Consider the following 11,026-nt stretch of genomic DNA (forward strand, 5'->3'; position numbering starts at 1 on the left):
GGCACCACCACGTCACCCTGGTCACCGCCGCCCACGCCTTCCTCACCCAGCACCGGCTCCACCCAAAAGCACTCACGCCGGCCTGACGCTCTACCAGGTCCTGGACACCATCCAGAGCCTGCTGAACCGCTGGACCGGCGTCTGCACCACCTGCCACCGACCCCTACCCAAACCCCGCCACCAGCGCGAACGCACAAGACCAGACCACACCTAACGGAGTCCTACTAGTGCTGTGACCGGAAAGGTTCACCGTGTCGTGGCGCCCAGCACGGCACCTCTCCCCCAGCTACCGCTGGGAGGTGCCCCCTGAGTTGTCGGACCGGGCAAGTACGTCCAGTACGAGCCTCGGCCCTCCGCCTTGCGATGCACCGCACCGGACACCGCGACCCGGCAAACCTTCCCGGCCACAGCACTAGGCGAAGGAGGCCCAGCGGAAGATCGAGGCCTGGCAGCCACCGCCCCCGGGGTCCACCGGGCTGGGCGAGGGCATCGACCCCAACGAACAGCCGGTCGAAGGCGCCGACCCATCGACGAGATCACCGTACGGCCGGCGCCGGCGCACCTTGCCGCAGTTGCCGGACTCGGCCTGGGCATAGGCCTGCTGGCCACCGCGATCCCTGCCACTTCCACCCTGCGCCTGAGCCCCCGCACCATCCTCACGAAGGGCAAGTGGCGAAGGTCGGCCTCGACGGCGACATGAGCCGCCGCAACATCCTGCAGCTCTCCGGAGGCCAGCAGCAGCGCGTCGCCATCGCCCGCGCGCTCGCCTGCGACGTGGACATCCTTTTCGCCGACGAGCCGACCGGCAACCTCGACGAGGACACTGCCGACGGCGTCATCGAAGTCTTCCGCCAACTGGCGCACGACCAGGACAAGTGCGTCGTCGTGGTCGCCCACAGCCAGACCCTCGCCGCCCGCTCCGACCGGATCCTCACTCTGCGCAAGGGAAAGGTCTTCACGCAGGAGGCCCCATGAGATGACGCCGGGGGCGTACGGCTCGGGCTGACGTCCCTCACCGGCGGCCGCGCCCTCCCCTGCGACCGCCGATGCGCACCGCACCGGCGGAATACCTCGGAGCACCTCGGAGCACCTCGGAGCACCTCGGGACACGAGGCAGGTGATTACGCCGATGCGCGGGCGCGGCGTACGCCGCGACAGTGGTCCCGCCAGCGAACGAGGCGGTGTCCACCGGCGCGGCGCACGGCCTTCGGCTGCCAGCAGCGAGGCTCGGGCCACGACCGGAACGGCTCCGCCGCGACCGAGAGGACGACTCCGTCGTGCAGCAGCAGCACACCGAGACCACCGAGAACACCCACCGCGTCGGCGACTCACCAGACCCCGGCGGGAACGCCGGCCCGGACGCAACCCCCCGGGCCGCGGACCGCCTCCGGACCGGGAAGGTACGGCTGCGCTCACTCGTGGCCGCTCTGGCGGCGCTCCTCGCCATCGGTGCCGCCGGGACCGTGTCGACTCCCAGCGCCCACGCCGCGGGAAACCCGTTCGAGCGGGGACCCGCGCCGAGCACGTCGAGCATCGAGGCCGCCCGCGGTTCCTACGCGGTGTCGCAGACCAGCGTCTCCTCCCTGAGCGTCACGGGCTTCGGCGGCGGCACCGTCTACTATCCGACGTCCACGAGCGACGGCACCTTCGGCGCCGTGGCCATCTCGCCCGGCTACACCGCCTCTCAGTCGTCCATCGCCTGGCTCGGCCCGCGCCTCGCCTCCCAGGGGTTCGTCGTCTTCACCATCGATACCCTCACCACCCTCGATCAGCCGGCCAGTAGAGGTACCCAACTGCTGTCCGCTCTCGACTACTTGACGCAGCGCAGCACGGTACGGTCCCGCATCGACAGCACCCGGCTCGGTGTGATGGGCCACTCCATGGGCGGCGGTGGCACGCTGGAAGCCGCCAAGAGCCGGCCCTCCCTCCAGGCGGCCATCCCGCTCACCGGCTGGAACCTGGACAAGTCCTGGTCCGAGATCCGGACGCCCACCCTGGTCGTCGGCGCGGACGGCGACACGATCGCGCCCGTCGCCTCCCACTCCGAGCCCTTCTACGAGAGTCTGCCGGGCACGCTGGACAAGGCATACCTGGAACTGAACGGCGCGACGCACTTCACCCCGAACTCGTCGAACACCACCATCGCGAAATACAGCATTTCGTGGCTGAAGCGGTTCATCGACGACGACACCCGCTACGAGCAGTTCCTCTGCCCCCTGCCGCGGCCGAGCCTGACCATCGACGAGTACAGGGGCAACTGCCCGCACACCTCCTGAGTATCGGCAGCCGGTGGTGGTGGCGGTCGCGCTTCCCGCGTCCGCCGGCGCCACCGGCTGCGGCGTAGGAGCGTACGGGGATACGCGGGTTCGGTGCCGTACCGGCGCGGTGGGCGCCGTGTCCCCTGCCCGCTGCCGCTCGCCGCCCGCCCCGGCTGCCGTGTCGCGCCCATTGTGCTCCGGCACAGATCCGCGCCGTTTCCCTTGGGACCGGTTCCAACCAGCGCCCTGCGCTCCGTGTCTGCGCAGGTCGAAGGGGTGACCGGCCGACGCAGCGGCACATGGGAAAGGCCTTCCGCCGCTGTTCACGCAGAAGTAACGTGGCGGGCGTGAGCGGAACCACGACAGTGTCGAGTCCCCTCAGGACCTTCGGCCGCAGTGCGGAACTGGAAGCTGTGAAAGCCCTGACGGACCGGCTCCGGTCCGGGCGCGGAGGCTCGCTCCTGATCGCCGCCGAGCCCGGACTGGGCCGCACCGCCCTCCTGGCTCACGCCGCCGACGAGTTCACGGCCGGAACCGTGCTGCGCCCCCGGACCGCGCCGGCCGAGAGCCGTCTGCCGTACGGCGGAGTCCACGCCCTGCTGTGCGCGGCGGTCGGCCGCCCGCCGCCGCCCGCCGCCGTGCTCGCCTCGGGCCTCGCACCGGCTGACCTGTGGGCACGGCTACCGGGCATCGCCGCCGGATCGCCGCTGCTCGTCTGCGTGGACGACGCCCACCTGTGGGACGCCCCGTCACGAGCGGCCCTCGGCTTCGCCGCGCGCCGCAGCGATGCGCTGCCCGGCATCGGACTGGTGCTGTCCACGGCGCAGACCCGGGCGGACGACCCCGACTTCTCCGGACTGCCCGTCATACGCCTCGCACCGCTCGAGGACCCCGCGGCGACGGCCATGCTCGACGAGCTGACCGGCGGGGACGCAGCGCCGGCCGTACGCGAGGAACTCCTGCGCGAGGCCGAGGGCAACCCGGCGCTCCTGACCGCCCTGGTCGCACGCCTGGCACCGGACCAGCTCCGCGGCCATCGCCTGCTGCCCCGTCCCCTGGCGGACGGCAGCACCCTGCTGGGCACCTTCGGCCGACGCCTCGCCCCGCTGCCCGCCCAGACGCGGCTGCTGCTGTTGCTGACGGGCGCCGCGCACGAGGCCGACCCCGAGGGAGCCGAGGCGGCCCACGTGTTCGAAGCCGGCCGGGCGGCGGGACTGGACCCGGCTGCGCTGGACCCGGCCGAGGCGGCGGGCATCGCCTGCAGCGACGGCAACCGCATCGTGTTCGCAAGCTCCCTCCTGCGGCGGACGGCGTACGCCGTAGCTCCGCTCTCCCGGCGCCGGGACGCGCACGCACTGCTCGCCTCGGTCATCGACGGCGACCGGCACCGGCTGAGCCGCCTGTTCCACCTCGCCCTGGCAGCCGAAGGCCCCTCTCCGGCCCTCGCTGCCGCCCTCGCCGCCGCGGCGACGGCTCCCGGCACGGGTCCGTCCGGCTCGCAGCGTGCGGCAGCACTCGCCCGGGCCGCCGAGCTCACCCCCCACGCCGACGCCCGGGTGTCACGCCTGACCGCAGCGGCGGAGTACGCCCTGCTGGCAGGGCATTCCGGCAGGGCGCGCGAGCTGCTCGGCGGCACCCGGGACGCCACGGTCCATGACGTGGTGGCCGCCCGGGCCGAACTGGTCCGGGGAGTCCTCGCTCTTCGGGACGGACCCGTCGGGGACGCCTACGAGGCGCTGCTCGTCGCAGCAACCCGGCTCGCGCCGTACGACGGGCAGCGGGCCCTGTCGGCGCGGCTCGCGGCGATGGAGGCCGCGTGGGCTGCGGGAGACGCCCCGGCCTGCCTGGTCGCCCTAGACGAACCGGCCACGCCTTTCACGGCACCACCGGGCATGGCCGAACCGGAGTTGCGGAACGCCCTCCCCGCATCCGCACCGGAACACCCGGAACACCCGGAACACCCGGAAAGCCTGGGCGCCCCACCGGCCGCCGGCCCGTGGGCACTCGTCGGATCCTCGGGCGACTACCGGCTGGGTCTGCGTGCCGCTCTCGGCGGGAAGTTGCACGAGGCCCGGGACCCGCTGCGCCGAGTCCTCGACGGCGCGCAGAGCGACGACGATCCGACACGACTACTGCTGGCCGGAGTCGCCGCGCTCGTCCTCGGCGACATCCGGGCGGCCTGTCACGCCAACGCACGAGCCCTGGCCGTCGCGCGGTCGCGGGGGCTCGACTCCCTGGCCCCCCAGATCCTCGAACACCTCGCGTACGCAGAGCTGCGCGCCGGACAGCACGCCCGGGCCAGGGCCCACGCACAAGAAGGGCTGCGCGCCGCGCACCGGGCAGGACAGCGCAACGTCGCCGCACACCAGCACGCGATCCTCGCCATGGTCGCCTCCGTCGAGGACGGAGCGGCAGCCGTCGTCGCCCATGCCCGTGCGGCGCTGGAGACGGCGGGCCCACACGGGCTCGTCCAGGCCGCCACCCTCGCCGAATGGGCTCTGGCCCGCGCCGACCTGTGCCACGGACGGGCGCTCGAAGCCGCCGCCCGGCTCGGTCCGCTGACCCGGCCGGGCCCCCAGCGAGGTCACTTCGCCGTCCGCATGCTCGCCGTGCCGTGTTTCGTGGAGGCCGCCGTGCTGTCGGGCCGCATGGCCGAGGCCAGGGCCGCCGTGGACGGGTACACCCCCTGGGTGGCCTTGGGGATCGATCCCCAGGCACCGGCCCAACTGGCCAGGTGCCTGGCCCTGGTCGGCGCCCCGGAGGACACCGATGCCCTCTACGCCCTGGCGCTCGCCCGGCACGAAGCGACCGACGGCGCCTTCGAACGCGCTCGTACCCAGCTGCTGTACGGGAAGTGGCTACGGAGGCAGCGCCGCCCGGGAGAGGCCCGGAGCCGGCTCCGGGACGCACTCGTCGCGTTCGAACGCTGCGGGGCACTGCCCTGGGCCGAACAGACCCGGGCGGAGTTACGTGCCACCGGCGAAGCATCCGCCGCCCCGCCGACGGGGAACCTCGAACGCCTCACGCCCCAGCAACTGCGCATCGCACGCTGCGTGGCGGAGGGGGCCACCAACCGCGAAGTGGCGCTGCGCCTCTCCGTCAGCCCCCGCACCGTCGACCATCACCTGCGCAACGTCTTCGCCCTCCTGGGAGTGCGCTCCAGGACCGAGCTGTCCCGGCTGGTGGACCGGGCGGGGGAGGGCGGAGGAGGGCAAGGCGCGTACCACCCCGTTGACCGGACCGGTACGCCGCACTGACTCCGGCCGCAGCCGGCGACCCGCGCGACCTCATCGCCAGGCCCGGCCGACATGGTGCTGCCGGCGTAGGGACCGGCTGGACCGACGGGCCAGAGCGTCGGCAGTGGCCCCCTCGGTCAGCGGTTGTTGGGGCTCAGCCGCGCGGCGGCCGCAGCGACGAAGGCCGCGGCCGCTTCCTTGGCCGTATGCCGCCGGGCGTCCAGCTCGGTGCGGCCGCTGGCCTTGCGTAGTGCGTACGTGGCATCTGCGGCCTGCTGGGCGGGGCCGGCCAGTTCGGGGATCAGGACCTGAAGGCGCAGGTGGGGCGCGGTGATGGCCGCCCGGGTGTCGTGGGACCTGGTCTGGGCCTCCAGCTGGTGCTCGGTTCCCGTCTCGGTCAGGGCCAGACGCTCCCGGTGGAACATCGCCGAGCGGTGCGCGTCCAGGGCGGCCGCGAAGTCGGTGACGGCGCCGAGCTGGTCCTGGCGGTGGCTGTCGGCGCGCTGCTCGGCGCGTGAGGTGCGCGCCGAACGGTGCTGGAGGAGTCCGACGATCAGGGCACCGGCGAGGGTGCCGAGTACGGCAACGATCGAAGACCATATGGCCATCAGTCTGAGGTCCTTTCGGGTCATTCCGCCGCGACTGCGCTCTGAGATACGACTCTGTGCCCATGATCACCGCCGCTGGGTCGACCGGCACACGAGATGGCCGGAAAGCAAGTACCCGCACGCTCGCGGCAGTCGGCGCGGTCGGCCGCACCTCGCCCGGGTGCGCCGGATGGCGCGAGGTCTGCGCATCACCACCGCGCAACGCCGTGGGCGGATGACAGGGGCGATCATAGGGACATGACGCGGTGGATCCGGATTCACGAAAGCGAGCACGGCCACTGGTCGTACTTCGAACTCGACGACGAGGGGTGGGCTCGACGCCAGGCCGGCCTACGGGGCTCTGACCACCAGCCGGTGGCTGCGGCGACCCTCACCGAGGTCCTCCGACTCAGGGACCATGCAGACTTCGGGGCGCTGCAAGCGTACGAGCGCGAGTACGGCACCCTCGCGGAGATCAGCTTCGACGGCTGGGGGGAGGCCGAAGGGGTATCGGAGGTCTCCGAAGGCGCCTTCGAACAGGTCTGGCACTTTGCCCGCACACAACTCGACGTGATGGCCGGAACGACGACCAGGACCGACGACGAGGTCGGTGCAGCTCACCCGCGGGCAGGTATGACACGTGACGAGCTTGCGGCCCTGCTGGACAAGGGCACCACCGCATGCCGACCGGCCCGGGCGGCCCTGCTCGCCGGCGGCGGCTTCGCGGTCGGGGACGAGCTGATCCCCGCAGGCCGACTGGGTACGACGCACGGCATGCGACTGAGACGCACCCGGCTACGCGGCCAGCAGACGCTCGCCCTCGACGAAACCATCGACATCCTGCGTCGCGCGGCAGACGAGCCGATCCGAGTCGGTGAGATCATCGCTGAGGACCGGTCCTGGACGTTCATGCTCTTCCTCGACGCCACGGCGACCACGGTGCTCGCCTGCGGCGCACTCGCACCCCCGCAGGCCGACGACTGACGCCCCGCCGATCGGCATCGAGCCTCAGCCACTGCGGCGGCCCACCTGCAATGGCTGGTTTTAGGGCTGCCCGATGGGGGCGGGCCTCAGCGGGTCACCATTCAGCTCGTCGCAGCCGTCTTCCTCCCACCACAGGGAACCCTGCGTGGTGAGGCAGGGGCGCAGTCCGCGGACGTCTCCGCCTTCGTGAAGTGCCTGCGCGACCGCGTGGAGAAGGTTCGCCAGATCGGGCCAGGAATCGGTGAAGCCGCCGCCGCTATGGCCTGCCCAGCCCAGGCAGCCTGTGCCCGGGCCGGGGCGCTGGCCAACAGACGTTCCGCTGTGGACCGAGTACGCGAAAACTCCCGAGCACCTCGAACACCTCAGCTTCCCGCGGCTCTGCGCCCTGGCCGACCGTGCCTGGTCGGGCGGTCCCTCCACCCCGGCCTGGCCGGACTTCACCGCGCGGATGCGGTTCCACCAGGCCCGTCTGGACGCCATGGGCGTCGGGTACCGGCCCCAGTAGTGCCGTCTCCCTGGCCGGCTCCGGAATGGAGCTCGGCACAGGGAGGTGAATTCGGACCTCGCCCACCCGCTTCCCGTGGCCGTGTGCGGGTAGCCGCGCGGTGACAGCAGGGCGCGGCGGGAGGAGAAGGAGAGCCGAGATGATCACTGTGCAGGAGTTGACGGCCATGGTCGGGTGTGCGGCGTATACGCAGCAGGGTCAGCGGGTGGGCGGGGTGGACTATGTCCTTGTGGACGACACCACCGGCAGGCCCGAATGGGTACGGATCACTGACAGTGCGTCCGGCCTGGGTGGCGTATTCGTCCCATTGAGGCACGCGGCGCTGGAAGATCAGCGTCTGGTGTTGCCCTACGCCGTCTCCCTGATCGAGCAGGCTCCGTGCGCGGCGCTTGATTGCGACAGGGTGCTGTCCGTGGCGCAGGAGCAGAAGCTGTTCGCCCACTACGGGATCAGGGACGCCAGGGAAGAGGTGAACGCCGAGCCGGGTGCGGGCTGGGGGCAGATGGACCGGGCCGGTGCCATCCGGGAGGGCGCGGCCGGCCAGGAGACACACGTGTCCCGGCTGCGGGCGGCGCAGCCCGGTCAGTAGGCCGCCAGACCTGCCAGGGGGCCGGTTGGGACGCTGCTGCGGCCAGACGCGGGAAGGGTACTGGGGCGGTAGCGGCGCTGTCGGCGAGGCCAGGGCTGCCGGCGGAGCACCCAGCCGGCCTTGGCGGGATCCACCTGTGCGCCGCACAGCTGTCCTCGACGCGGCCGAAACCCTCTTCGCCGAGCGCGGATACCGCGGCACCTCGGTCCGCGCGATCACCGACCTCGCGGGAGCGAATCTGGCCGCCGTCGGGCACCACTTCGGCTCGAAGGCCGAACTCCTGGCCGCGGTGGCCCGCCGCGTGATCGAGCCCATCAACGCCGCACAGTGCGCCGGGCTCGACCGGCTGCTCGCTCTGACCCCGGACCCGCCGGTCACCGAACCAACCGGCCCTCCCCGGACTGCCCGTCCCCGGTGGCGGGCGAGGCGGCCCGACGGTGGGCGATCACGTTCCTGACGGCAGCGATGAGCGCGTCGCCGACCGGGACCTGACGGGGAGGGACGGCCGCGGCCGGGAACAGCCGCGTGACCGGACCCTGTAGGCGCTGTCGTCCTGGTGAGCCGGCACGGCGACTCTCGGGGTACTTCGGCCTCCGTGCCCCCGTCGCAGGCCCGGTCCGCCGACTCATTGGGAGTGTCAGCTCCACTCCCACCCGCACGTCGGACGGTCCGCCGTGGATCAGTCCGTGATGATCTCGGTGCGGTTGGAGACGCAGGCGATCCGCTCCCGGTCGGGTCCCGTTGAGAAGCTCGAGGACGACGCGGTACGGGAACCAGGCCCGAACGACTGCTGGACGGCGGCCGAGGCAGCGGCCAACGTCGTTCTGATCAGGTTGCCGAGCAATGCCTGCGCCGAGTCCAGGGCCGTCTTGGAAGCTGCTGTTGTGCTGGATGGCCCGGCCGCTCGGCTCTCCGAAATTGCGTGGACGCACCTGCCGATGACCAAGTATCGTCCGGCCTCGGACCACGTCGCGCGAGACGAACGAAAGGAGGCGAGTGCCGTGCAGTTCTCAACCACCAAGCGCTCCCTCCCCGTTACCCCCGTGTTGTTCGTCTGATCCGAGACCGGGAGCGCCCCACGCAGTACCCGTCCCGGAGGAATCCATGACCGATCTGGTCATCCGCGCGCTCGACGAGAGCGAAGCCCAACTGTTCGACGCACACCCCGACCCGCTGAGCGCCCGTACCGGCCACGAGCGCACCACCCACCGCCCCGACTGGAAGCGGGTGGCCCTGCGCGAGGGCACCGTCGTCGCCCGTGGCGCCTGGTGGGGCGGCCCCGACGACAAGGAACCCGTCAACGTCAACTGGTTCGATGTCGCCGAGGGCGAGGCGGAAGCGGGGGCCGAACTCCTGCGCTCCGCCCCCTGGCAGGTCGAGCTCGAGATCAACCTCCCCGGCGACTGGCGGGAGCACCCCGCCCTGGCCGCCGCCGCCAAGACGCGCTTCGCCGCCGCCCGAGCGGCGGGCTACGAGCTCCTGGTGGAACGCTTCCTCTACCGCTGGACCCCGGAGCGCGGACTCCCCGAACGACCCGGCCGCCTCGTATTCGGCGCCGAACCCGACGACGCGGTCTTCTTCGACGCGCTGCGCCGCATCCACGCGGCCACCCTCGACGCCCATGCGCTGAAGGCCATAGCGGAGGGCGGCCTGGACCGGGCCGCCCAGGAGGAGCTCGACTTCTTCCACTGGTGCCCGTCCCCGCGGGAGTGGTGGCAGATCGCCCGTACACCTGAGGGCGACCTGGCCGGCATCCACATCCCCGCGCACAACCCTTCCGGGCCGACCGTCGGCTTCATCGGTGTCCTCCCGGAACGCCGCGGCCGCGGCTACGCCTACGACCTGCTCGCGGAGTGCACCCACTTCCTGGTGGAGCACGGCGCCGAGGCCGTCACCGGAGCCACGGACCGGGGCAACTTCCCCATGGCCGCCAACTTCGCCAAGGCCGGCTTCCCCGTGGTGCGCGAGCGCATCAACTTCCACCCCGCCGCCCCGACCGCGTAGGAGCAGCGGTCCTGATCCTCGCCCCGCGCCGTCATGTTCTCGCTGCGGGGCGGGGATGCCGGCGCGCGCAGGCACTGGCTATCGGGCCTAAAGGCCGTTGCAGACGTGTGGGTTGGGGCATTCCTCTCCCTCGCAATCATTGCCGCCCGCGCTCCGCGACCGTTGTGTTCGATCGATGGAGTCCTTCACCATCTACGACGACACCCAGGTCGGCATCGAGCTGCTGTCCGCGCGGGTCACCATCACCGCGGCCGGCGAGATCACCACCTACGGGCGGGCCCTCTCCGACCTCGCCACCCCACGCCGTCCACGGAGCCGCGCCCGGGCCCTGATCCAGCGGGCCGCAGAATACCGGTGAGAGTCCCCGATTTCCCGCAAGAACGTTGAACGGCCTCCAGCCGGATCCCCAACGTCAAGGGTGTTGGGAATCCACCGCAGCAAGGGGGCCCTGATGAGAGCATCCGCCAATGTCCCGGAGCCCGCCTACTGGGACGTGGCTCAACCCGGCTACGGCGTCCCGTCACCGGGCCTCCTGGCCCGCTCTGATCAGGGGCTCGCGCGCTTCCTCGGCCACGTGGACGAGGACTCCGGTGACAGCGGACCCGAAGACGGCGCCGGATGAGCACCCCCCTCCCGCACTGCCTCCTTGGCCGTGGTTCGGCGGCAACATCATCCAGACCGGAACCAGTTCCTACCGCCTCGCCCCGACCAAAGCCCAAGCGGAGAGAGCAGTCGACTAAGAGGCCGCGCAGATAGGCGCGGTGGCGCCATCTCGGTAGCAGAGCAGGCACAAGTCTTGGCGATCATGGAGTTGCGACGCTCTGTGATCACCGGGGAGACCTGTGCCTGTACTGCCATCATGG

At 71.8% G+C, this 11,026-nt stretch carries 11 protein-coding genes and 1 pseudogene; 11 read left to right on the forward strand and 1 reads right to left on the reverse strand.

All coding sequences use genetic code 11. The features are described 5' to 3' along the window. Positions 1–669: 669 nt before the first annotated feature. From OTB20_RS40950 to OTB20_RS40960, 3 genes are all read left to right on the forward strand, one after another. Positions 670–975, forward strand: a complete 306-nt coding sequence (locus OTB20_RS40950; RefSeq protein ID WP_267824998.1) for an ATP-binding cassette domain-containing protein — start codon at positions 670–672, stop codon at positions 973–975. A gap of 443 nt (positions 976–1,418) precedes the next feature. Continuing rightward, positions 1,419–2,276, forward strand: a complete 858-nt coding sequence (locus OTB20_RS40955; RefSeq protein WP_420716612.1) for an alpha/beta hydrolase family protein — start codon at positions 1,419–1,421, stop codon at positions 2,274–2,276. A 329-nt stretch (positions 2,277–2,605) separates the two neighbouring features. Then, on the forward strand, positions 2,606–5,515 hold the full coding sequence (locus OTB20_RS40960) for a helix-turn-helix transcriptional regulator (protein WP_267824999.1): 2,910 nt from the start codon (positions 2,606–2,608) through the stop codon (positions 5,513–5,515). 116 nt (positions 5,516–5,631) lie between these two features. Here the strand turns inward: OTB20_RS40960 and OTB20_RS40965 are convergent, their stop codons facing one another. Further along, the gene (locus tag OTB20_RS40965; RefSeq protein WP_267825000.1) at positions 5,632–6,102 is read right to left on the reverse strand and encodes a protein kilB; all 471 of its coding nucleotides are present in this window, start codon (positions 6,100–6,102) and stop codon (positions 5,632–5,634) included. A 237-nt stretch (positions 6,103–6,339) separates the two neighbouring features. On the opposite strand from OTB20_RS40965, the gene OTB20_RS40970 reads away from it, so the two are divergent. The 8 genes and pseudogenes from OTB20_RS40970 (at position 6,340) to OTB20_RS41005 (ending at position 10,785) form a co-directional block, all read left to right on the forward strand. Continuing rightward, on the forward strand, positions 6,340–7,065 hold the full coding sequence (locus tag OTB20_RS40970; RefSeq protein WP_267825001.1) for a hypothetical protein: 726 nt from the start codon (positions 6,340–6,342) through the stop codon (positions 7,063–7,065). Between the two features lie 265 nt (positions 7,066–7,330). Beyond that, positions 7,331–7,570: pseudogene (locus OTB20_RS40975) on the forward strand (family 20 glycosylhydrolase); the annotation flags it as partial. A 139-nt stretch (positions 7,571–7,709) separates the two neighbouring features. Continuing rightward, positions 7,710–8,159, forward strand: coding sequence for a PRC-barrel domain-containing protein (locus OTB20_RS40980; protein ID WP_267825002.1), 450 nt, complete (start codon positions 7,710–7,712; stop codon positions 8,157–8,159). Positions 8,160–8,295: 136 nt separating this feature from the next. Beyond that, the gene (locus OTB20_RS42660; protein WP_324290482.1) at positions 8,296–8,616 is read left to right on the forward strand and encodes a helix-turn-helix domain-containing protein; all 321 of its coding nucleotides are present in this window, start codon (positions 8,296–8,298) and stop codon (positions 8,614–8,616) included. Between the two features lie 229 nt (positions 8,617–8,845). Then, on the forward strand, positions 8,846–9,217 hold the full coding sequence (locus tag OTB20_RS40990; RefSeq protein WP_267825003.1) for a hypothetical protein: 372 nt from the start codon (positions 8,846–8,848) through the stop codon (positions 9,215–9,217). A gap of 46 nt (positions 9,218–9,263) precedes the next feature. Next, positions 9,264–10,163: a GNAT family N-acetyltransferase gene (locus OTB20_RS40995; RefSeq protein ID WP_267825004.1), complete on the forward strand. Its 900-nt coding sequence runs from the start codon at positions 9,264–9,266 to the stop codon at positions 10,161–10,163. A 175-nt stretch (positions 10,164–10,338) separates the two neighbouring features. Next, positions 10,339–10,521 carry a hypothetical protein gene (locus tag OTB20_RS41000; RefSeq protein ID WP_267825005.1) on the forward strand — a complete coding sequence of 61 codons (183 nt, stop codon included), beginning with the start codon at positions 10,339–10,341 and terminating at the stop codon, positions 10,519–10,521. A 93-nt stretch (positions 10,522–10,614) separates the two neighbouring features. Beyond that, the gene (locus OTB20_RS41005) at positions 10,615–10,785 is read left to right on the forward strand and encodes a hypothetical protein (RefSeq protein ID WP_267825007.1); all 171 of its coding nucleotides are present in this window, start codon (positions 10,615–10,617) and stop codon (positions 10,783–10,785) included. Positions 10,786–11,026 lie beyond the last annotated feature (241 nt).

The organism is Streptomyces sp. H27-H1 (assembly GCF_026627445.1).
GTDB lineage: Bacteria > Actinomycetota > Actinomycetes > Streptomycetales > Streptomycetaceae > Streptomyces.

Bases quoted from the DNA above. Each gene is read 5' to 3' on its own strand.
- OTB20_RS40980 (WP_267825002.1), top strand. From the start codon at position 7,710: ATGATCACTGTGCAGGAGTTGACGGCCATGGTCGGGTGTGCGGCGTAT.
- OTB20_RS41000 (WP_267825005.1), top strand. From the start codon at position 10,339: ATGGAGTCCTTCACCATCTACGACGACACCCAGGTCGGCATCGAGCTG.
- OTB20_RS41005 (WP_267825007.1), top strand. From the start codon at position 10,615: ATGAGAGCATCCGCCAATGTCCCGGAGCCCGCCTACTGGGACGTGGCT.
- OTB20_RS40965 (WP_267825000.1), bottom strand. From the start codon at position 6,102: ATGGCCATATGGTCTTCGATCGTTGCCGTACTCGGCACCCTCGCCGGT.
- OTB20_RS40995 (WP_267825004.1), top strand. From the start codon at position 9,264: ATGACCGATCTGGTCATCCGCGCGCTCGACGAGAGCGAAGCCCAACTG.
- OTB20_RS40970 (WP_267825001.1), top strand. From the start codon at position 6,340: ATGACGCGGTGGATCCGGATTCACGAAAGCGAGCACGGCCACTGGTCG.